Genomic DNA, 24,490 nt, shown 5'->3' with positions numbered 1-24,490 from the left:
TTTTTAAAACAATATTCTTTATTTAATTTGTTTATTAAAATTTCACAACGCTTTAGTTAAATGAAAATTACTGCACTTTATTTAAAATTTAAATAAGACAAACAGAAAAACAATAATACTTATAAATAGGTATTATTGTTTTTCTGTTTTATAAAAGGTTTCTACAACAAGAGTAGCACTTTTAATACCTGTAAATCATCCTGTTATACTTATTTCTAAAGTAGAAAGCAACATCTCTTTCATTAGATGTTTAATTTGTTGCACTTAAATTTATTTACAAAAGCTATCTTTATATCTAATTTGTAAAGCTTCCCCTACTTTCAAGTTAAAAAGTTAATTACATTTATAATTAAATAATAACATTACAAAAATAGATTTATCTAACCACCTATTATTTAGATAAAAATCTAACTTGAAATAATTAGGTTAAAAACCTAATATTACGATAACTATTAAATTATTAGTTTATGAAAAACCTCTTGGTTTTAATATTTTTTTTGTCTCCCATAATTAACTATGCACAAAAACCTTATAAAGAATTTCAGTTTGTAAATATTAAGGAAGGCATACCTAAAGTGGGCGTCTCATCTATTGTGCAAGACAGCCAAGACTTTATTTGGATTGGTACTACTGGAACCGGTTTATATAAATTTGATGGTATAAACTATACTCCTTATAAATTTGATTTTGAAAACACGCATTCTTTAAGCAATAATTTAGTTCAATGCCTTTTTTTAGACAGTAAAAATAGACTGTGGTGTGGAACCGAAAATGGATTAAATTTATATAATAGAGACTTAGACCATTTTAAAAAGATACAATTAAATAGTGACCTTAATTATAAAGAAAATGTATTAGCTATAGAAGAGGATTCTAACGGAAACTTGTTGATAGGAACCGATAATAAAGGTCTTTTTAAGTTAAACATGGATACATTTAAAATAGATAGAATTATAAATAAAAATCAATCAGATCTCTCTATTAATAGTATAAAACACACCAAGCAAGGTAAAACATTTGTAGGTACAACTCTTGGTTTAAAAGAAGCAGATCTTATTAACAACAAACTAATTGACACTAGAGTTTTTACAAATAATGAAAAAGATATAGTCAACTCAATATCTGACTTATATATTGATGCTAAAGATAATTTATGGATTGGTTTTGAAAGAGAAGACGGTGTCTACAAATGTGGTTTAACTAATGATAGGAACAATAATATTATAAGCTTAGAGAAGTTTGAATTTACTTCAAAAAAAATCATGAAAATAATTCAATTATCAGACAATACAATGATGATTGGAACAGAGAATGATGGTCTTTTTCACTTAGAAGAGAATGGCGATATTATTAAAAATTATGTTTCAAATAAAACAGAAGAAAACAGTATTTTACATAATTCTATTTGGGAACTTTTTATAGATAAAAATGATAGAATTTGGATGGGATACTTTAACAGTGGTGTTGCCGTTAGCGATAAACTCTATGATAAATTTAAAGATATAAAAAGCTTACCTAATAAAAATAATTCGTTAACAATCCCCTCCGTTTCAAGTGTTGTAAAAGACAAAACTGGTAATTTATGGATTTCTACAGATGGCGGCGGTATAGATGTTTACAACCCTAAAAACGCTAAAATAACTCATATCAATAAAAAAAATAACACTGTTTATTCGGGGCTTAATTCTAATTACATTGTGAGTTTGTTTTTAGATTCTAAAAATAATTTATGGGCAGGAAGTTGGGATAATGGCATTTATCTTTTAAAAAACGGATCTAAAAAATTTATAAATTTCAGTAAACATAATGCTGTAAAAAACTTTAATTCAAATACCGTTAGAAGTTTTTCTGAAGATTCTAAAGGAACAGTATGGATTGCTACTTTTTTTGAAGGACTTCACTCCTACAATCCAATAACAGATACTTTTAAAAAATATGATTCTAAAGAATTTCTAGAAAATAAATCTTTACGTAATAAATTGATGGTTGTTTTTGTAGATTCAGAAGATGCTATATGGGTAGGAACTGCCGATGGTTTGTTTAAAATAACAAGATTAGAAAATAACACCTTTAATGTTGTTTCTTTAAAAACTAGAATGCAGAAAGAGTATGGTAACTTATCTGATGCTAGTCATATTTTAAGTATTTATGAATCTTCTAAAAATGAAATTTGGATTGGAACAAGAGGAGCAGGACTTTGTAGATACAATAAAAAAGAAGACACCTATACATGGTATAATAAATCTAAAGGTTTTATAGAAGAAAACATCGCTGCAATTATAGAAGATAATGATAAAAATATTTGGGTTAGTGGTAACTCCGGACTCACAAAAATTGATAAAAATCAGCAAGTTTTTACAAATTACACTTCTAATGATGGTTTATTATCGAATGATTTTAATTTTAGTGCCGCTTTAAAAGACGAAAAAGGTATTTTGTATTTTGGTAATTTTAAGGGCTTAGATTATTTTAATCCAAAAGAAATTGCCACAAATACTAGCTTACCAACATTACATTTAACAGACTTTAAATTGTTTAATGAAAAAGTAATTCCTCTTACTGAAAACTCTCCATTAGAAAAAGTTATTTCAGAGACAAAAAACATTCAACTTTCACATACGCAATCTGTATTTACCATTGAATATACTGGCTTGAACTATACTAGACCAGAAAAAAATAATTATGCTTTTTATTTAGAAGGTTATGAAACTACTTGGAATTATGTTGGACATAAAAGAAATGCGACCTATACAAATTTAGATCATGGAGATTATATTTTTAAACTAAAAGCTTCTAATAATGACGGTGTTTGGAGTAACATTCCATTAGAATTAAATATTACCATTCTTCCACCTTGGTGGAAAACCAATTGGGCAATATTAGGCTATATCCTAGTGTTTTTATTATGCATTTATTTACTAAACAGCTTAACTCAACAAAGAATAAAAGAAAAAGAAATATTAAAAAATGAACGTTTAGCACAAAGTCAAAATGATGAATTGAATCAAAAGAAACTTCAATTTTTTACAAATATTTCTCATGAGTTTAGAACACCATTAACCCTAATTATAAACCCTATTAAAGATATTATTAGCAACAAAGAATTAGACCTACCACAAAGTGTTAAAAATAAGCATGCAATCATCTACAAAAATACAAACAGACTTTACAGGTTGATAAATGAATTAATGGATATTAGAAAATTAGAACACAATAAGATGAAAATTAGAGCTTCTAAAATTAATTTAATTGAGTTTTCTAAAAACATTTCGAACTATTTTCAAGAAGAAACAACTAATAAAAATATTTTATTAAGTGTAGATTCAGATGTACCAGATTTAAGTGTTTGGGCAGATGAAAATATGTTAGAAAAAATCATATTCAACCTCTTGTCTAATGCAATAAAGGCAACTCCCATAGGAGGTGCTATAAATATTGATTTATTTTCTAATCACAAACGATACCTCTTACCTTTAGTTGATAAAAAGCAACCGGTAGAAGTAATAGAAATAGTAATTTCTGATACTGGAACAGGGTTAAACGAACAAGAAGTTGAAAAAATATTTGAACGCTTTTATCAAGTAGAAGACCAAAACAAAACCTATATCGGTGGAACCGGAATTGGTTTAGAAGTCGTAAAAAGTTTTGTATACCTCCATAAAGGAGACATCAAGGTAGAAAGTAAAGTAGGTTCTGGTACTACATTTAAAATACTATTACCAACTGGTAATGCTCATTATACAGAAGATGAAATTATATATGAAAATGAGAAGAAAGTAAATATAAAAGAACAGTTCTTATTAATTACCCCAGAAGACACAGAAATTCCAACTACAAAAGCGTCTAAACTAACTAAAACTAAGACCATTTTAATTGTTGAAGATAATATAGAATTGCTAGATTATTTAAAGACAGAATTAAGTAAAGATTACAAAGTTTTTGTTGCTGGTAATGGTAAAGAAGGCGTTAAAATGGCAAAAGAAACCTTACCAGATGCAATTATTACAGATGTTGTAATGCCAGAAATGGATGGTTTTGAATTTTGTAAAACAATAAAAACAGATACCTCTACAAGCCACATTCCTGTAATGATGTTAACCGCAAGAACAACCATAGAAAATAGAATTGAAGGTATAGAAAATGGTGCTGATGCTTATATGATAAAACCTTTCGATTTAAAATTATTAAAACTTCGTTTGTCACAATTAATTACAAGTAGACAATTAATTTTCGATAAATTTTTTGGAGCAATAAGTGGTGCTGATGAAAAAATAAACTCTAACTCTATAGATAAAGAATTTATACAAAAACTATTAGAATATATAAATAACAATATTTCAGACTCTAACTTAAGTGTAGAAGAGTTGGCGTCACAATTAAAACTAAGCAGGAGTCAATTATACAGAAAAATAAAAGCAATAACAGGTCAAACCGTTAATGAATTTATTAGAAAAATAAGATTAGAAAGAGCTAAACAAATTTTAGATTCTGGCAGAGGCAATATTAGTGAAGCATGTTTTAGTGTAGGTTTTTCTTCCCCATCCTATTTCTCTAAATGTTTTAAAGCTCATTTTGGAATTTTACCATCTGAAATAGAAATAAAAAAAGACATAAAGGTCTAATTATAAAACCATAACAACACCTAGAAAACTACTTTTAAAGTACGTGTTCTTATATTAATATTAACAATAAGTTCCTTTTAAAACATTGCAATAGTAAAATTGAAGCGAGCAATGAATTAAATGTAGCATACGTGTTAAATAAAGGTTAAATAGCTACAATTGTTTTAAAAGCTGTTTTTTTTGTGATACAAAACATTGATTTGTTCTTATAGATTTGAAGAGTACGACAATGTTTATGGAACAGAAAAAGTTTAAAAATAATATATTTTACGAGGTACTATTAGTAATTATTATGTTATTACTATTGATAGTATTACTTAATTTATAATACTATTTTTTAGTTGCTACATTGTTTATCAAAACAAGTATTTTAATTAACCAATTAATATGAATGATGATAAAATTTAAAGTCACGATTATTGCATGCCTAATGTTATGTATGCAGAATGTTTTTTCGCAAAGCAAGACAATTACTGGTCAGGTAACGGATTCCGCTGGAAACACTTTACCGGGAGTATCAGTTGTAATTAAGGGAACTATTAAAGGTACAAATGCAGATTTTGAGGGAAATTACTCAATAGCAAACGTTTCTCCAGACAATGAGTTAGTTTTTTCTTATTTAGGAATGAATTCTCAAACAATTCTTGTGGGAACTAGTACAAAGATAGATGTAATTTTACAAGACAACCTAGAGTCTTTAGACGAGATTGTAGTTGTTGGGTATGGTAGTAAGAAAAAGAGTTTAGTTACCGGAGCAATTTCTAGTATCGATTCTAAACAAATTAAAAGTTCTTCTAATCAAAGAGTAGAGTCTGTATTACAAGGTAGAACATCTGGTGTTACGGTATCGTCTTCTTCTGGTTCACCTGGTTCTGGTGCAAAAATAAGAATTCGTGGTGCAGGTTCTAGTGGTAATTCAGAGCCTTTATTTATAGTAGATGGTATGAAAGCATCATCTATTGCAGATATTGCTCCATCAGATATTGCAAATATCGAAATACTAAAAGATGCTGCTTCTGCTGCTATCTATGGTACAGAAGGTGCAAATGGTGTAGTTATTATAACAACTAAAAGAGGACGAAAAGGAGGATTACAAGTGTCTTTTAATTCTCAAATAGGTGTTCAATTTTTAAAAACAGATATGGAGTTAATGAATGCTTCACAATTTGTTCAGTACATGAACGAAGCAGGATTAACAAGTGTAACAGACAATGGCTATGATACAGATTGGATAGAAGAAACCTTCTCTCCTGCCATTATGCACAGAAATGACATTAACCTATCTGGAGCTACAGAAAAATTTTCTTATTTTACTTCTGCCTCTCATTTAGATCAAGATGGTATTGTTGGTAATGGAAACTCTTCTTTTAAAAGATCTACTTTTAGAGTAAACTTAAAAGGTGATGTTGCTAAATGGTTAGAAGTAGGTGTTAATTCTACCTATTCTTCTTCAGATAAGAGTGGGATTCAAGAAAATAGTGACACTAGAGGTGTAATTCAAAATATGCTTATTTTAGATCCATTAACACCCGTCACTTATGCTAACGGTTCCGTACCACAATCTGTTATAGACCGTTCTAACACAAATGGTGTTCCGGTATTAAAAAATGCAAATGGTAATGTTTATGGATACCCAAGTTATTCTACTGGAGAGGTTGTAAATCCTGTAGCCTATGCAAATAACATTAACAAAACTACTGTAGATGCTTATCAATTTTTAACCTCTGCTTATTTAAAATTTAAACCTTTTGAAGGCTTTTCTTTTACAACAAGATTAGGATATGACAAAAATCAATGGGATACAAGGAACATGATCAACCCATATTATGTTTCTTCAGAAGCATCTAACACAACGTATTCTGGTTCTCAAAACGTTGTAGAATCTAAAAGATGGTTATGGGAAAATTTTGCTTCTTATGAGAAAGCCTTAGGGAATCATAATTTTGTTTTATTAGCAGGATATTCTGCAGAAGAAACAAGAGTAACAACTCCCACTTCTAGAAGTGGTTCTGCTTCTATTGCAGATTTTGTTGGCTTTAATTTTGACTTACCAGAATTTAACACTCAAGTAAATCAAATAGATCCATCACCAGATAATATGGTGTCTATATTTGGTAGATTATCTTATGATTATTTAGGAAAGTATTTATTTGAAGCTTCTATTAGAAGAGATAAATCAGATAAATTTCCAATAGCAAATAAAGCGGGTACTTTTCCTGCATTTTCTGCAGGTTGGGTAGCTTCAAACGAAGATTTCTGGAATAGAGAATCTAAAATAGATTATTTAAAATTAAGAGCTAGTTGGGGTCAAAATGGAAGTAGAAGTAACTTAAATGGTAACTCAGATAAAACATATATTACCTCTATAATTAACGGACAAAATATTGATTATTTAGGAAATATAGGTGCTCAGATTACAGGGTATTCAAACCTTAACTTAGTGTGGGAAACTTCAGAACAATTAGATTTAGGAGTAGATTTAAGAGCGTTAGATAACCGATTAACTTTTGCCGCAGACTATTACAAGAAAACAACTAGAGATGCTATTATTAACGACGGTTCTTTAATTACACCAGGTTCGGCAGGTTTCCTTTCTAATGAATTTAATTCTGGTACCATAGAAAATAAAGGTTTCGAATTTGAATTAGGCTATGGAGATACTACACAAAGTGGACTTAGCTACAACATTAATGCAAACTTATCTACCCTACAAAACAAAGTGACAGAGATTTTATTTGTACCAGAGGGGACTTCTCTTGCGGGTGCTGGCGCTCCTCAAAACCCTGATGGAATTACAAGGTTTACAGAAGGGCAACCTTCTTGGTATTTCTATGGATACGAAACAGATGGAATTGACACTGCAACTGGTGAAGTTATAAAAGTAGACACCAATAAAGATGGAAGCATTACAAATGCTGATAAAACAAATATAGGATCACCGCATCCAGATATTTTATTTGGTGGAAACATCAGTTTGGCGTATAAAGCGTTTGATTTTAACCTACAATTTCAAGGAACATTGGGTAATGATATTATTTCAACGTATCATCAACCGTCTAGACCAATTACAAACAAACCGGTACATTTCTTTAATGAAAGATGGACACAACCAGGTGACGTAGCTACCTACCCAGGAGCCGCTAATGTAATTGCTTCTTATGACACAGATTTAATGGTAGAAGATGGCTCTTTTATGAGAATTAAACAAATTCAATTTGGATATTCTTTGCCAGAAAATACTATTGAAAAAATGCATATTAACAACTTAAGGTTTTACGTTTCTCTAGATGACTTTTTCACCTTTACAGGTTACAAAGGCTTAGATCCAGAAATTGGAAATTTCAACTATAATTCTATTGGTGTAGATAGAGGTTTTTACCCTACGGCTGCAAAAGTAGTATTCGGACTCTCTCTAGACTTTTAATAAAAACAACATACATATTATGAAAAAAACAATTTTAACAATTATTGGAGTTCTTTTTCTAGGGATTATATCTTGTAGCGAAGAATTTACAGAAAACCCAAGAATAAATGTTGATGATTTAGACACCTTTTTTCTTGAAGAGGAGAATGTAGAATCTGCTGTTATAGGCATCTATGATTTAATGCAATTTAATTATGCTGTAGACTGGAGTAGTGTTTTTTTAGTAAAGCTGCTTCCTGGAGACGATGCAAATGCTGCAGGCGGTAATGCAGACGATCAGTCTCAACTGCAAGCTATAGATGATTATGTAAATGTATCTTCTTCTAATGCTTCGATAACTAGTGTTTGGGATCTTTTTTACAGAACTATCTCATTATCAAACCTAGTTATAAACAACATTGCAGATAGTGATTTAAGTAACAAAGACAGAGCTTTAGCTGAAGCTAAGTTTATGAGAGCTTGGTGTTATTTCGAATTGACAACCATGTTTGGTGAAGTTCCTTTAAGGTTAACAGTACCAGAAAAAGCAGAAGATTTTGGAATCGTAAAATCATCTAGAGCAGATATATATACCCAAATTGAACTAGATTTAACTGCTGCAATTGCAGATTTACCTGGTAAAGGAGCGTCAGATAGTTTTAGAGCAACAAAAGAAACTGCAGAAGCACTAATGGGTAAAGTACTCGTTTTTCAAGAAAAGTATAGCGAATCAATTCCATATTTTGAATCTGTAATTAATAACCCTGCTATCGATTTAGAAGCAAACCCTGCAGATGTTTGGAGTATTAATCATGAATTTGGAAAAGAATCATTATTCGAAATAGGATATATTTCTACAACTGCAAGAGATTGGGGTAACTTTGCTTGGGGAGGTAGAAATGAAAGTAATCTACACATTCAATTAATGGGACCAAGAGGAGATGGAATCTTTGATCTTACTGGTACAGATCTTATTAATGGATGGGGATTTAACTTACCATCAGAAAAATTAATAAATGCTTTTGAAGATGCAGGAGACACAGACAGAAAAGCTGCAACTATTATGACAGAAGCTGAGTTAATTGATGCAGGTGGAAGCGTAAATGCATCACTAGCTACAGGAGGAGTAATTTGGGATTATGAAGGAGCTATAAGAATAAAATACGCAACAAAATCTGAAGACACTAGTGAAGATGGTATTAAAGAATTAAATTACAGTACTAATTTTAGGTTATTTAGATATGCAGAAGTTTTATTATTAGCTGCAGAAGCATATAATAAAGACGGGCAAGACTCTAAAGCAAGAACAGAATTAAATAAAGTTAGAAATAGAGCTGGTTTAGGTAATATTAATAGCAACACTAGTGGTACCGTTTTATTTGATGCTATTGTAAATGAAAAATTCTTAGAACTAGCACACGAAGGTCAACGTTTTTGGGACTTAGTGAGATGGGGAAAAGCAGCAACAGAGTTGTCTGGTACTGGCTATACTTCTAAAAACGACCTATTCCCTATTCCAATTACCGAAATAGATAAAAACTCAGAATTAACAATTGCAGATCAAAACCCAGGATATTAACAATTAACAACTTTAGTCCCCCAATTTTATTCTAAAAAGAATAAGGCAGCATAAAAACTAATTTTATGCTGCCTTATTTATTTAAATACAAAAACCTCGAAGGCTATCTTTTCCGTTAGTTATTCTGTCATTTACCTATTATCCAATTAAAAAAACAAAGAATAAACCTTATTTTATAACTGTAAAACAGGTGTCTGGTTTTAATGAACGACAATCTAACAAACATCCAATTCACTATAAATAAACCCATTAACAACCTGTAGTTAAATAAAGGTAATTTACAATTTATAAAATATTATCGAAAATAAAATTTTATAATATAGCAATCATAAATTAGTTTTTAAATTGTTGTTATATAAGAAAACTATATAATGAAGAACTAAAAACAACTAAAAAAAATATTAGTTCTAGTTTATTTTATTAATAAATGGAGATATAACTTTCACAAAAGACGCTTCTTTAATTACAAGTAATCAAAATAAAGAACCTAATCTTATCTAAATAAAAAATAGGGTTAAACTTATTATAGTTTAACCCTATTTTTATTTGACACTTTCCTAAATTACTTTTTAAGAGAAAATGATGTTTTTAAACCTTCTGATGCATTTGGTCCAACCCAAATATTAAACACTCCTTCTTCTGCTGCTTTTATCATTTTATGATTGACAAACTCTAAATCTTTAGCCGAAATTTTAAAAGTAACTTCTTTTGTTTCTCCACTTTTTAAGAATACATGCTCGAACCTTTTTAACTCTTTAACAGGTCTGGTAATGCTACCAACAACATCTTGTATATAGAGTTGTGCAATTTCTTTACCGTCATTTTTACCTGTATTTGTAATAGATACCTTAATCTCTAAATCTTCATTAAAATTAATGATCTCTTTAGATATAGAAATATCTGTATACTTAAAGGTTGTATAAGATAAACCATAACCAAAAGGAAAATGAGGCGTAAATCCAACATCTAAATAATGAGACTTATTCCCTAAAGAACTTTGCCATGCAGCAACCGGAATTTCATCCATAGGAACATAGTTTGTACTATCTGCTGGTCTACCTGTATTTTTATGATTGTAGAAATACGGTAATTGACCCGCTGTTTTGGGCCAAGAAACAGGCAATCTTCCTTCTGGAGATTTTATGCCGTTTAGTACTTCATACAAAGCTTCACCTCCCATAGTTCCTGGATGCCATGCCATTAAAACTGCGTCTATATTATCTATAATATTTGTAATGGTAATGGGTCTACCTGCCATAATTACTAAAACAATTGGTTTTCCTATTTTAGCCAATTCATTCAATAATTCTTCTTGGGCTCCTGGTAAATTGATGTTTGCTCTACTATGTGCTTCCCCTGATAAAATTGCTTCTTCTCCTCCAAAAAATAAAATAACATCAGATTTTTTAGCAATATTTATTGCTTCCTGAAATCCTTTTTTAGAAGTATCTCTACTATAATCCAATCCTTTTGCAAATGTAAAATTTGTATTCGTTTTTTTGTACGCGTCTAAAGGTGTATTGGTATGCTCTTTTTCACCATCAAAAGACCACGTACCTAATTGTTCGTGTGGCGCATTTGCCAAAGGACCAATAATGGCAACCTTTGTTTTCTCTGAAATAGGTAAGATCGAATTTTTATTTTTCAATAAAACAGTACTTTCAATCGCTGCTTTTTTAGCTTCTTCTAAATGGCTTTCTGCATACAAATTACCAGTATGTTCTTTGTTTCTTTGCGGATTTTCAAAAAGACCAAGCCTAAATTTAATTCTTAGAATATTACGTACAAATTCATCCAATTCTTCTATAGTTACCTTTTCTTCTTTAATCAATTCTTTTAAATGGTTTTCATAAGCTTCACTATTCATTTCCATATCTAACCCTGCTTTAGCAGCTAATTCTGCAGCATGCTTTTCGTCACTTGCAAAACCATGAGCAATCATTTCTGTAACCGAATCCCAATCACTTACCACAAAGCCATCAAATTTTAATTCGCCTCTTAAAACATCTTTTAATAAAAATTCATTTCCTGTTGCTGGAATTCCGTTTATTTCATTAAAAGAACTCATTACAGTTGCAGCACCAGCATCTATAGCTGCTTTAAATGGTGGTAAATAAATGTTTCTTAAAAGAGGTTCACTTAAATTAACAGTGTTGTAATCTCTACCTCCAATGGCAGCACCATAGGCAATATAATGTTTTGCAGAAGCCGCCATTCTGTAAGGATTGCTTAAATCATCTCCTTGAAAACCTTTAATATAAGCAGCACCTAAAACGGTGGCTAAATAAGGATCTTCTCCTGGAGATTCTGCAATTCTTCCCCACCGGCTATCTCTCGCAATGTCTAACATTGGGGCAAACGTCCATCGTATGCCTGATGAGGTAGCTTCAAAAGCAGCTATTTCAGAAGATTTTTCTACTATTTGAGTATTCCAAGTAGCAGCTAATCCCAATGGAATTGGAAAAATAGTTTTAAAACCATGAATTACGTCTCTACCAAAAATTAATGGAATTCCGTTTGGACTCTCTTCAACCGCGATTCTTTGTAGTTCATCTACATAGTCTAAATTCATAATGTTTAAAAAAGCACCAACTTCTCCTTTTTTAACAGATGCTATTAATTTTTCTGGAAGTCCACTTTCTGTACTGTGCATACCTCTTAAATTGGTTTGCCCTATTTTTTCTTCTAAAGACATTTTAGAGAGTAAAGCTTCAATCTTTGCTTCATGCGTTGTGTCTCCTGTAAAAGAAGCCTCCTTATTTTCTTTACAACTTATAATTGTTACCAATAATAGTAATAGAAGGAATGTTTTTTTCATAATATTATTCATTTTGTTGGTTTATTTTCTATCAAAAAAGTATTTATTGCATCTTTAATTCCTAAAAATCACAAAGACTACTTTTTTACTTTATCTTTAATTATATCTACACTTGTAGTAATTATATAAAGAATAATTCATTTTTTTATTCAAAAAAAGCAGTACAAAAATAAATTCATACTGCTTTTTCACTTTAATCAACTCAAATTAAAACAAATCAAATTTTATCTTTTTTACAATATTATTAGATGCGTTACCAACGTATAAATAATAAGTTCCTTCTTCTACAGTCCAGTCTGAAATTTCTGGATTGTAATAGGCTAATGTGGATGCATCAATAGTAATTGTACCCGTTTTATTAGCTCCTTTTTCTAAATATATTTTCGAAAATCCTTTTAATTCTTTTAAAGCTCTTTCTACTTTAGATTTATGTTTACCAACATATACTTGTACAACTTCTGCTCCTGCTCTATCTCCGGTGTTTGCAACCTCAAAAGTTATTTTTATTTGATCATTCTTAGCATATTTTTTTTGATCTATTTTCACATCAGAAATCTTAAGATCAGTATAAGATAAACCAAATCCGAAAGCATATTGAGGTTTTATTTTTCGGGTATCAAACCATCTATATCCAACTAAAATACCTTCGCTATAATTTTGATTAACTCCGTCTCCTGGATACGAAATTTGTCCAAAAGCATGTGCTGCATTGTCATTTAATTCCTTCGGAAAAGAAAAAGGCAATTTCCCAGAAGGGTTTACATCTCCACTAACAATATCGGCTATTGCATGACCAGCCATACTACCTATATACCAGGTTTGTAAAATTCCTTTTGTTTTAGATATCCAAGGCATTTTTACAGCATTTCCTGTAACCAATAAAAAACCTAAGTTTTCATTAACTTCATTAATTCCGTTTATTAATTTTTCTTGTCCATAAGGTAAATCAAAAACTTCTCTATCATCTCCTTCACTATCTTGATGATGACTTTTATTTAAACCTCCCACAAAAAGAACAATGTCTGCTTTTTTTGCAACCTCAATTGCTTTTACATACAAAGAATCTTGGTTTAAATTAGCTGGTAAGATTTCATCATAAACAGAAGCACCAGACTCATAGCCCATTGTATGAACAATCGTAGCATTTTTGTATCTTTCTTTGATCCCTTGTAAAGGAGAAATTTCAAAAAGAGGTTTTAATTGAGATGACCCTCCACCTTGGGTCATATCTCTTGTAGCATTTTCTCCAATTACAGCAATTGTAATTCCTTTTTTATCCTGAATAGGAAAAAAATTATCTTCATTTTTTAATAAAACAATTCCTTCTGTAGCTACTTTTCTTGCAACTTCTAAATGCTTATTTGTGTTCAACTTCCCTAAAGCTCTATTTGGGTTTAAATTTGTACGATACATTAAGCGTAAAATTCTACGTACTTTATCGTTTAATAAATCTTCACTTAATTCTCCTTTTTTTATCGCATTTAAAAACGGATTTGCTAAATAATAATGTTCATAATGGTTCATTGTTGTGGTTCCTAAACCATCCGTTCCTGTACCCATTTCCATATCTACACCATACAAAGCTGCTTCTTCGGTAGAGTGCACAGAACTCCAATCGCTAATAACAACGCCATCAAAACCCCAATCTGATTTTAAAATTTTATGTAGAATTTTATTATGAGTTGCATACTGACCTCTAAATTTATTATAAGCGCCCATTAAAGCCCAAACATTTCCTTTTTGCACAGCCGCTTTAAATGCAGGCAAATAAATTTCATGCAATGCTCTATCACTTACTTCTACATTAATTTTATCTCTTAAATGTTCTTGGTTATTTAAAGCAAAGTGTTTTACACAAGCAGCAATACCATTTTCTTGAACTCCTTTAATATACGGCACCACCATTGTAGAAGCTAAAAAAGGATCTTCGCCTAAATACTCAAAATTTCTACCATTCATTGGTGTTCTATAGATATTTACACCAGGACCAAGAAGCACATCTTTTTCTCTATATTTTGCTTCTTCACCTAAACTGAAACCATATTTTGCTGCCAATTCTGGATTAAAACTTGCTGCTAAACATGTAAGCGCAGGAAAAGCAGTAATAGCATCGTTAGTCCAGCTTGCATTTTCCCAAGCATCCCAACTAATTTCTTCTCTAACCCCATGAGGTCCATCAGACATCCAAACTTCTGGAATACCTAACCGAGCAACTCCTTTTGTACTAAATTTAGATTGCGCATGTGTCATTGCTACTTTTTCTTCTAATGTTAAAACAGCAAGAATACTGTCTATTTTGGCTTCTATAAATGCAGTAGAAACTTGGTTTTTTTCTAATTGAATTTGTGGTGTTTTTTCTTGTGCTTTCATCAATGAAATATGTAAGCAAAAAACAAAAAGGAATACTGGAATATTTTTTTTAAACGGAATTCTCATGTTTTTTTAATTTAGTTTGCTTTTTAATTATTTTTGATAAAACTACTTTTAAACGCAATATTTTAGTGAAACTTTTTCAACTAAAGGTAAAACATTTGTTGCAATTTATTTGAAATTCTTAGGTTATATATCCTCATTACCAATTTGTTCTATTTTTTGTTTTAAATCTTATATAGAAGACTTTTTGTAAGTTAGCAGATTATACTACATTAGTGTTATTGATCTTTTAGGCAACCCATAAAAATATAAAAAATTGAATTTTCTACTTAAAACCTTATTTTTTTTGAGCATTGTGCTTTGCATTAGTTGTAATGAAAAACAAAAAAAAGCAAACCCAAATGAATTGGCAAATGAGACGAGTCCTTATTTATTACAACACGCAAATAACCCTGTAAATTGGAAAGCTTGGAATGATAAAACGTTACAACTTGCCAAAGATGAAAATAAGTTAATTGTAATTTCTATTGGCTATTCTGCTTGTCATTGGTGCCATGTAATGGAAGAAGAAAGTTTTGCAAATGATTCTATTGCCAAAATAATGAATGCTAATTTTATTAGTATTAAAGTAGATAGAGAAGAAAGACCAGATATTGATAACATATACATGAATGCCGTACAATTAATGACAGGTAGTGGCGGTTGGCCTCTTAATTGTATTGCATTGCCAGATGGAAGACCCATTTTTGGTGGTACTTATTTCCCCAAAGAACAATGGGAAGAAATCTTATTAAATATTTCTAAACTGTATAAAGAAAACCCAAAGAAAGCCATCGATTTTGCAACAAAACTAACCGAAGGAATTCAGAATTCTGAATTAATTACATTAAAAAAAGACAAAACCGAGTTTAAAGATATCGATGTAAAAAATGCCGTTTTAAATTGGCAACAAAACTTAGATACTATTTATGGTGGTTCTAAAATAGATGTTAAATTTCCGATGCCAAATTCTTTGGAATTTTTACTTAGATACAGTTATCAATTTGAGGATAACAATATAAAAAAACAGTTAGAAACTACCTTAACAAAAATGGCTTTTGGTGGAATTTATGATCAAATAAATGGTGGTTTTTCTAGATATTCTACGGATAAAAAATGGCATATTCCTCATTTTGAAAAAATGCTTTATGACAATGCACAACTTGTTAGCTTGTATGCAAAAGCATATCAAAATGATAAAAAAGAGTTGTATAAGACAGTAATAGAAGAAACATTAGGTTTTGTAAATAAAGAATTGACAGATAAAAATGGAGCATTCTTTTCTTCTTTAGATGCCGATAGTAAAAACACTGAAAACAAATTAGAAGAAGGTGCTTATTACTATTTTACCAAACAAGAGTTACAACATTTAATTGTTGATGATTATTCTCTTTTTGAAGACTACTATAATATAAATGATTTTGGCTTATGGGAAAAAGGCAGATATGTTCTAATTAGAAACTCTTCTAATGAATCTTTTGCAAAAAAGCATAAAATAACTACTGATGCGCTTTCTACAATCATAAAAAAATGGAAAACAATTCTTAAAACAGCAAGAGCTCAAAAAGTAAAGCCTAATTTAGATGACAAGGTTTTAACTTCTTGGAATGCCTTAATGATAAAAGGATATACAGATGCTTATAAAGCGCTTAAAAATGAAGATTATTTAAAAATAGCACTTAAAAATGCTAATTTTATTTTAAATAATCAATTACAAAAAGACGGAAACTTATATCGTAATTACAAAAATGGTAAAAGTACAATTAATGCCTATTCCGAAGATTATGCAACTTTAATAGATGCTTTTATTAATTTATATGAAGTAACGCTTGATGAAAAATGGTTAACAGCCTCTAAAAAATTAATGGAGGTTACTTTAAAAAACTATTTTAATAAAGAAAACAATATGTTTTATTTTACTTCTAATAAAGATCAAAAATTAATATCCAGAAAAGTAAAAGTAGATGATAATGTAATTGCATCTCCTAATTCTATTTTAGCAAACTGTTTGTTTAAATTAAGTCTTTATTATTATGATTCTACTTATACTAAAATAGCAAAACAAATGCTTCATAATATGCATGATGATGTTTTAGAAAGTCCTTCTGGGTATAGCAATTGGTTAAATTTAATGACCAATTACACAAGGCCTTTTTATGAAGTTGCCCTTGTAGGAAATAAAGCACAAAACATTAAAAATGAGTTACAAAACAATTATATACCTAATATTATAATTGTAGGTTCTACAGATGAAAACGAGCACATTCCTCTATTAAAAGATAAGTTTGTAGAAGATGAAACGTACATTTATGTCTGTAATTTAGGCACTTGTAAACTACCTCAAAAAGAAACTAAAAAAGCAATTGCGTTGATACTAAAATAAATTATAAAACATTATTGTCCGATAAAAGACATAAGACCGCTTCGCTTTTAGAATTAAGACTTGACTCTAACACCTTGACAAAGAGATGTAACTTAAATTAAAATTAGTCTAACTTTTCTCAGTAATTTTACTTTAAAAAAGCAAGGGTATCATCAAAAAAACACATAAAACCCTTGTTTTATAAGATTTATCAAACTGAAAAAAATTATTAATCGGACACTAATGATTATAAAACTAAAAAACCATCTCAAATGAGATGGTTTTTATAAATTAACTAATTCAAATAATTTACACAATGAAAACAATTAACTACTTTGTTTCTATCTTATAAAAGCAAGTTCTGTGCCAAAATCTATTTGAAATATATCTTTAGATAAGTTTAACAAATTACGGTCTAACTTCTTTTCTTTTTTACATTATACTCATAAGGTATCCGTTTTTTTAATGCTTCTACAATATTATATGCTGCCGGACAAATAGCCGTATTAGCAACTGTTAAGTCGGTAATACCAATAAATTTCTTACGGTTTGTATGTGGGTACTCTGCACAAGCTTTAGGACGAACATCATAAATAAAGCAACTATTATCCGATTCATCAAAAAAGGTACAAGGCGCCGTTTTTAACACCATAAATTCATCTTCATCCCTTACTAAATATTGCTTTTCAAAATCTGCAACCTTCATTTTTAAATGCTTAGAAATACGTTCTGTATCTTTATCCGTAAAAATTGGGCTTGTTGTTTTACAACAGTTTCCACAATCTAAACAATCTGTTTTTTTAAACTCTGCATCATGTAATTCTTGCACAACATAATCTAAATTTTTAGGGACTCTTTTCTTAAGATTAGTAAAATATTTTAGATTTTCTTTTCTAGCGTCTTCTGCTAATTTTGGTAGTTGTTTTAAGCGTTTTTCCATTGTGCAAAAATACAATTTAATAGTTTAAAATTAGATTTCTAAAAAAAGGATTGACAAATATTTTACAGGTGAATTAAATCAATTTTAGATAAACCTTTTAGGATGTTTCTACAAAACCATCAATTAAGAATAATACCATCGGTTTAATTACAAAAAGGTGTTTTTAATGGATAAAAACATCAGTATAAAAAAAGATACTTAACTAAAATCTGTATCAAATAAAGTGAATTTATTACTTAAAAAACAAAATCAGGAAATCCTTTAGTAGTTAAAATATTAAATTCTACTTATTTTATCTTCTTAAGTTATACCACATCTTAGAGGTTTTAAAAACCTGTAAAGTCTCCGTTTTAAACTACTTTAATAAAGTCTGAATAAGTAGAGGGAATCGTTCTAAAAAACAAATAAAAATATGTATTTTCGCAATTCAATTTTAGATACCAAATGAGCATTCAAAATAGTATAGAAACCAAAGTAAAAGAAGGTTTTTTAGCATTATACAATATAGAAATTCCGACAGTAGAATTTCAAGCAACTAGAAAAGAATTTGAAGGAGATATTACAGTGGTAGTTTTCCCTTTATTACGTTACAAAAAAGGAAATCCTGTACAGATTGGTGAAGATTTAGGGAAATACTTGGTAGAAAACGTCTCAGAAATTACTAATTACAACGTGGTTAAAGGTTTTTTAAACTTAGTAATTGACGATAGTTTTTATACAAACTTTTTTAATGCTATATACTCAGATGCTACTTATGGTTTTGTTTCGCCAACCGCGGATGACAAAGCAATGATGGTAGAATATTCTTCACCTAATACCAACAAACCTTTACACTTAGGGCATGTTCGTAATAATTTATTAGGCTATTCTGTTGCAGAAATTATTAAAGCTGCTGGTAAAAAAGTTTACAAAACCCAGATTATTAACGATAGAGGGATACACATTTGTAAATCTATGTTAGCTTGGGAAAAATATGGTAACGGAGAAACGCCTGAATCTACCGGTTTAAAAGGTGATAAATTAGTTGGTAATTACTACGTAAAATTCGACCAAGAATATAAAAAAGAAATTGCGCAATTAATTGCGGAAGGAAAAACGGAAGACCAAGCTAAAAAAGAAGCTCCGTTATTTGTTGAAGCACAACAAATGTTATTAAAGTGGGAAGCTGGAGATGAAGATGTTGTAGCTCTTTGGAAAGAAATGAACTCTTGGGTGTACAAAGGTTTTGAAGTTACTTACAAAAGTATGGGTGTAGATTTTGACACGTTATATTATGAAAGTGACACCTATTTGTTAGGTAAAGATGTAGTTGCACAAGGCTTAGAAAAAGGTGTTTTCTATAAAAAAGAAGACGGTTCTGTTTGGTGCGATTTAACTGAAGATGGTTTAGATGAAAAAATTGTTTTACGTTCTGACGGAACAGCTGTTTACATGACGCAAGATATTGGTACTGCTATACAACGTGTAAAAGATTATGCAGATGTTGGTGGTATGGTATATACGGTTGGTAACGAACAAGATTATCATTTTCAAGTACTATTCTTAATCTTAAAGAAATTAGGATTTGATTGGGCAAAACAATTGCATCATTTAAGTTACGGAATGGTAGATTTACCTTCTGGTAAAATGAAATCTAGAGAAGGTACTGTTGTAGATGCAGATGATTTGATGGATGAAATGACCACAACTGCCAAAGAAATTTCTGAAGAATTAGGAAAACTAGACGGTTATTCTGATGAAGAGAAAAACGATTTATACGAAATTATTGGTTTAGGTGCTTTAAAATATTTTATTTTAAAAGTAGATCCTAAAAAGAGAATTTTGTTCGACCCAAAATCTTCTGTAGATTTTCAAGGTAATACAGGTCCTTTTATTCAATATACGTATGCTAGAATACAGTCTATTATTAGAAAAGCAGATTTTGATTATTCGCAACCTGTAAAAATTGAATTACACGAAAAGGAGAAAGAATTGTTAAAGCAATTAGAATTGTATCCGGAAACGGTGCAACAAGCTGCTGAAAATTATTCGCCAGCAATTATTGCAAATTATACGTATGATTTGGTAAAGGAGTTTAATTCTTTTTATCAGAATGTACATATTTTAGGAGAACAAGATTTAGATAAAAAAGCTTTTAGAGTGCAATTGTCTAAAAAAGTAGCGGATACTATTAAATCTGCCTTTTTATTATTAGGAATTCAGGTTCCGGAGAGAATGTAAAAAAAAGTTGGCAGTTACAGTAAACAGTTGTCAGAAAGTACAAAAGTTAGTAAATTAGCAAGCGTTAGGGATTGAAGTGGCATCCTTTTGCTTTTTTAGCAAAAGATATAACGGAAAGCCCGTTAAAACGCCCTAAATAAAGAAATAAAAAGTTAAATATACAATTATGAAATACGACATCATTATTATTGGAAGTGGACCTGGAGGTTATGTAACAGGTATTAGAGCTTCTCAATTAGGCTTTAAAGTTGCCATTGTAGAGAAAGAAAGCTTAGGTGGAATTTGCTTAAACTGGGGGTGTATACCTACAAAAGCATTGTTAAAATCTGCACAGGTTTATGATTATTTAAAGCATGTTGACCAATATGGTTTAAAAGCAGAAGCAATTGATAAGGATTTTAATGCTGTAATTAAAAGAAGTCGTGGTGTTGCTGATGGAATGAGCAAAGGTGTTGCTTTTTTAATGAAGAAAAATAAAATTGATATTATTAACGGTTTTGGTAAAATTAAAACTGGTAAAAAAGTAGATGTTACTGCTGAAGATGGTACAGTAACAGAATATAGTGCAGAGAATATTATTATTGCTACAGGGGCACGCTCTAGAGAGTTACCTAACTTGCCACAAGATGGTAAAAAAGTAATTGGTTATAGACAAGCAATGAGTTTACCAACACAACCAAAATCTATGATTGTTGTAGGTTCTGGAGCAATTGGTGTTGAGTTTGCTCATTTTTATAATTCTATGGGAACGGATGTTACTATTGTAGAATTTATGCCTAATGTAGTACCAGTTGAAGATATTGATGTTTCTAAGCAATTTGAAAAATCAATTAAAAAAGCAGGTATTAAAGTAATGACAAATTCTTCTGTAGAATCTGTTGATACTTCTGGTGATGGAGTTGTTGCTACTGTAAAAACTAAAAAAGGTGAAGAAACTTTAACTGCTGATATTTTATTATCTGCAGTTGGAATTAAATCTAATATTGAAAACATTGGTTTAGAAGATGTTGGAATTATTGTTGACAGAGATAAAATTTTAGTGAACGATTTTTACCAAACAAACATACCTGGTTATTATGCTATTGGTGATGTAGTTCCTGGACAAGCATTGGCACACGTTGCTTCTGCAGAAGGAATTACTTGCGTAGAAAAATTAGCTGGTTTACATACAGAACCAATCGATTACGGAAACGTTCCTGGTTGTACATATGCTACTCCAGAAATTGCATCTGTTGGTATGACTGAAGCAAAAGCGAAAGAAGCTGGTTACGAATTAAAAGTAGGTAAATTTCCATTTTCTGCATCTGGTAAAGCAACTGCATCTGGAGCAACTGAAGGTTTTGTAAAAGTAATTTTTGATGCAAAATATGGCGAATGGTTAGGTTGCCATATGATTGGAGCCGGTGTTACAGATATGATTGCAGAAGCAGTTTTAGGACGTAAATTAGAAACTACGGGGCATGAAGTTTTAAAAACAATTCACCCTCACCCAACTATGAGTGAAGCAGTTATGGAAGCTGTTGCAGATGCTTATGATGAAGTGATTCATTTATAAAATATTTGTTGTTATTATGAGCTTTAGCAAAGTAATCTGTTTTTTTAAACTACAGATTGCTACAGAAGGTAAAAAACTTTCTTCGAAATGACAATTAAACTAAAAAAATAGTACTTTTATCGAAAACCGAAGCTCCTTGCTTCGGTTTTTTTGTATCTTTAAAGTATTAACGATAACTAAAAAATAAAAATGAAAACAAAATATCAAAGTGTATTAGATTTAGGAGAAAAATTAGCAATTGTAAATGGTGATGTAAAAGAAGAAAATGGTGTTTTACACGTAAGTGGTACAACAAAAAACCAATATGAAAAAAATCTTCTTTGGGATAAAATAAAAGAAGTAGGTGGTGACAACCCTACAGATATACAAGCAAATATAGAAGTTGCTGATACGTCTATTTTTGCTTCTCATACCGTAAAAAGCGGAGATACTTTAAGTAAAATATCAAAAAAATATTATGGTAATTCAAGAAAATACAATATTATTTTTGAAGCAAACACCAATATTTTAAAGAACCCAGATGCAATTCAGATAGGTCAAGAATTAGTGATTCCTAATTTATAAGACAAACATATTTAAACCGAAGTTCCTTGCTTCGGTTTTTTGTTTTTTTTGCTCAATAAAAGAAAAATAATTTTAGAAAATAAAAACAAAGTAGTTTTCTTAGGTTTTATTTATCTTTGATACCTTATAAATAAAAGATATGAGTTCTAAAGAATCTAGTACAAAAAAGAAAGACAACTTTATAGAATTTTGGGAAGCAAAAAGAAATAATAGACTAAAATACGCACTTTTACAAAGTCTCTATTTTGCAATTCCTTTTAGTATTGTTTTTCAATTACTAGAAAATGAACAAGGTTTTTTAACCCTACAATTCGGTTCTAAAATCCTTACCATATTTTGTGTTTATTTCTTGCTTTCTTATTATGTTTCTTTCAATATTCTTGAAAAAAAATATAAAAAATACAAAAATGAATTTTAAGTTTAAGTTCTTAAATTAATGAATTCTGTAATCCTTTTTCTATATTTTTCCAAAAGAAATTCCAGAAAGACTTTGTGGTATCTCTTTCAACATCTTCAATTTCTACCTTTACAATTCCGTTTTTAGAAGCATCTTTTATAAATAGATTTGCCAACCAACTTATTAGCTTTTTTTTACTTTTGTCTTTATCTAAAACTTTAATATTAAATTTTTTAAAATCTAAATTTAATTTCCCATTAGAGGTAAAATCATTTCCTTCAAAATCGAAATACATTTTACCTATATAACCATCCATTTTTACATTCATAGTTGGTAATAAAAAAGAACTCATGCTTTTTGAATTTACATCAAACAAACTTCCTGTAATTCTAAAATTATCGTTTTTATTATTAATATCAAAGGTCCACTCAATATCTAACGGAGAATATTGCATAAATTTAGATTGAATCTTTGCTGCTGTTACATTGTTTTCTCTATTGCTATTATTATTTATATTACTTATTTGAGCATTTAGATCGTCAAATTTTAAAATACCTGGTTTGTTCCCTTTAATGGTGTATTCTTCATAAACAATTTTAGAATTTTTAATATCTACACTCTTAATATCAATATTAATAGGCAAATCTCTAAGACTTTTACTATACAAGTCTTTTCTTTTATTTGGATGTTCTAAAACTGTTCCGTCTAAGTATAGGTTAAAAAAAACTTCATTAAATAAAATATGGTTTGCAGTAAAGTTAAATTTTTCTTTTTCCTCTATTTTTATATCAGAAATAATAACTTTTTTACTTAAAAAGGTCATCAGTTCTTTTTCTTCAGAAACATGATAGATATAGTTTTCTCTGGGCTTTAAAGGTACAATCTCTAAACTATCTAAAGTTAAATTGTTCTTGTCAAAATTCAGTTTAGAAAATTTTACTTTTTGAACTTTAGAATACTGAGTATCAAAACCCATTATTGAAACCTCTATTTGATCGTATAAAAAAGGAATTGTTTTATTTTGAGTGTCATCTAACTCAAAATCATTCACTTTAAAGGAAATGTTTTGTACCGTTAAAGGAAAATTATCATTCTTAATAATATCAATTGCTACATTTTTAAACTCAATATTGGCTATTTTCAAATCTAAAGAAGCTTTTTTAGAAATATTAGAATGCTCCTCTTTTTTAGTTTCTTTATTAGTTTTATTACGAGTTATTTTTCCAGTAACTTTTGCATTTATCGTTTTTAAACTTCCAATAGAAATTGCCTTATTTTTTAGATATTGATAATATGAAATACCTTCTATTTCTAATTTTTCAGTTGTAAATTGAAGACTGTCTTTTTTGCTTGCTACATTTTTTAAAGTAATATTACCAAGTAATAAATTTACTGATACAGCATCATAACTTATTTGTTGTGTTTTTAAATAAGCATCTACTTTATCTGTAACATAATAATCCACAATTTTATAAATAGCCAAAATAGATACAACTAGTAAAAATATTCTAAACGTTTTTTTTCTATTCATGTGAGTTAGGTTTTAAACAAAATTAACATACTCATCTGTTTTATCTTACTCTGATGCAGAAAAGAATGAACTCATACCATTCAATTT

Annotated in this window: 12 protein-coding genes; 8 read left to right on the top strand and 4 right to left on the bottom strand. The window is 29.7% G+C overall.

Annotated features, from left to right (window positions below; all coding sequences use genetic code 11):
• Nucleotides 1-467 precede the first annotated feature (467 nt).
• The 3 genes from KV700_RS00340 to KV700_RS00330 all read left to right on the top strand — a co-directional run bounded on the left by KV700_RS00340 (nt 468) and on the right by KV700_RS00330 (nt 9,604).
• Nucleotides 468-4,622: a hybrid sensor histidine kinase/response regulator transcription factor gene (locus KV700_RS00340; protein WP_218598680.1), complete on the top strand. Its 4,155-nt coding sequence runs from the start codon at nt 468-470 to the stop codon at nt 4,620-4,622.
• 439 nt (nt 4,623-5,061) lie between these two features.
• Complete coding sequence (locus KV700_RS00335) at nt 5,062-8,046, top strand: SusC/RagA family TonB-linked outer membrane protein (protein WP_254712944.1); 2,985 nt, start codon at nt 5,062-5,064, stop codon at nt 8,044-8,046.
• Between the two features lie 19 nt (nt 8,047-8,065).
• A complete protein-coding gene (locus KV700_RS00330; protein WP_218598678.1) occupies nt 8,066-9,604 on the top strand; it encodes a RagB/SusD family nutrient uptake outer membrane protein in 1,539 nt (512 codons plus the stop codon).
• A 562-nt stretch (nt 9,605-10,166) separates the two neighbouring features.
• Here the strand turns inward: KV700_RS00330 and bglX are convergent.
• Nucleotides 10,167-12,422: a beta-glucosidase BglX gene (gene bglX / locus KV700_RS00325; RefSeq protein WP_254712943.1), complete on the bottom strand. Its 2,256-nt coding sequence runs from the start codon at nt 12,420-12,422 to the stop codon at nt 10,167-10,169.
• Between the two features lie 207 nt (nt 12,423-12,629).
• The gene (locus KV700_RS00320) at nt 12,630-14,792 is read right to left on the bottom strand and encodes a glycoside hydrolase family 3 protein (RefSeq protein ID WP_254712942.1); all 2,163 of its coding nucleotides are present in this window, start codon (nt 14,790-14,792) and stop codon (nt 12,630-12,632) included.
• 319 nt (nt 14,793-15,111) lie between these two features.
• Here KV700_RS00320 and KV700_RS00315 point away from each other — a divergent pair, with 319 nt between their 5' ends.
• Entirely contained in the window at nt 15,112-17,217 is a 2,106-nt protein-coding gene (locus KV700_RS00315; RefSeq protein WP_218598675.1) for a thioredoxin domain-containing protein, read from the top strand.
• Between the two features lie 394 nt (nt 17,218-17,611).
• Here KV700_RS00315 and KV700_RS00310 read toward each other — a convergent pair whose 3' ends face one another.
• Complete coding sequence (locus tag KV700_RS00310; RefSeq protein ID WP_166387358.1) at nt 17,612-18,136, bottom strand: YkgJ family cysteine cluster protein; 525 nt, start codon at nt 18,134-18,136, stop codon at nt 17,612-17,614.
• A 444-nt stretch (nt 18,137-18,580) separates the two neighbouring features.
• Here KV700_RS00310 and argS point away from each other — a divergent pair, with 444 nt between their 5' ends.
• The 4 genes from argS to KV700_RS00290 all read left to right on the top strand — a co-directional run bounded on the left by argS (nt 18,581) and on the right by KV700_RS00290 (nt 22,893).
• On the top strand, nt 18,581-20,356 hold the full coding sequence (gene argS, locus KV700_RS00305) for an arginine--tRNA ligase (RefSeq protein WP_218598674.1): 1,776 nt from the start codon (nt 18,581-18,583) through the stop codon (nt 20,354-20,356).
• Nucleotides 20,357-20,522: 166 nt separating this feature from the next.
• Entirely contained in the window at nt 20,523-21,911 is a 1,389-nt protein-coding gene (gene lpdA / locus KV700_RS00300; RefSeq protein ID WP_166387354.1) for a dihydrolipoyl dehydrogenase, read from the top strand.
• A 189-nt stretch (nt 21,912-22,100) separates the two neighbouring features.
• Entirely contained in the window at nt 22,101-22,475 is a 375-nt protein-coding gene (locus tag KV700_RS00295; RefSeq protein WP_205860450.1) for a LysM peptidoglycan-binding domain-containing protein, read from the top strand.
• A 139-nt stretch (nt 22,476-22,614) separates the two neighbouring features.
• Nucleotides 22,615-22,893: a hypothetical protein gene (locus KV700_RS00290; protein ID WP_166387352.1), complete on the top strand. Its 279-nt coding sequence runs from the start codon at nt 22,615-22,617 to the stop codon at nt 22,891-22,893.
• Nucleotides 22,894-22,903: 10 nt separating this feature from the next.
• Here the strand turns inward: KV700_RS00290 and KV700_RS00285 are convergent, their stop codons facing one another.
• Nucleotides 22,904-24,403: a hypothetical protein gene (locus KV700_RS00285; protein ID WP_218598673.1), complete on the bottom strand. Its 1,500-nt coding sequence runs from the start codon at nt 24,401-24,403 to the stop codon at nt 22,904-22,906.
• Nucleotides 24,404-24,490: the final 87 nt, after the last annotated feature.

Source organism: Polaribacter sp. NJDZ03, assembly GCF_019263805.1.
Classification (GTDB): domain Bacteria; phylum Bacteroidota; class Bacteroidia; order Flavobacteriales; family Flavobacteriaceae; genus Polaribacter.
This window is presented reverse-complemented; position numbering and strand designations above follow the sequence as displayed.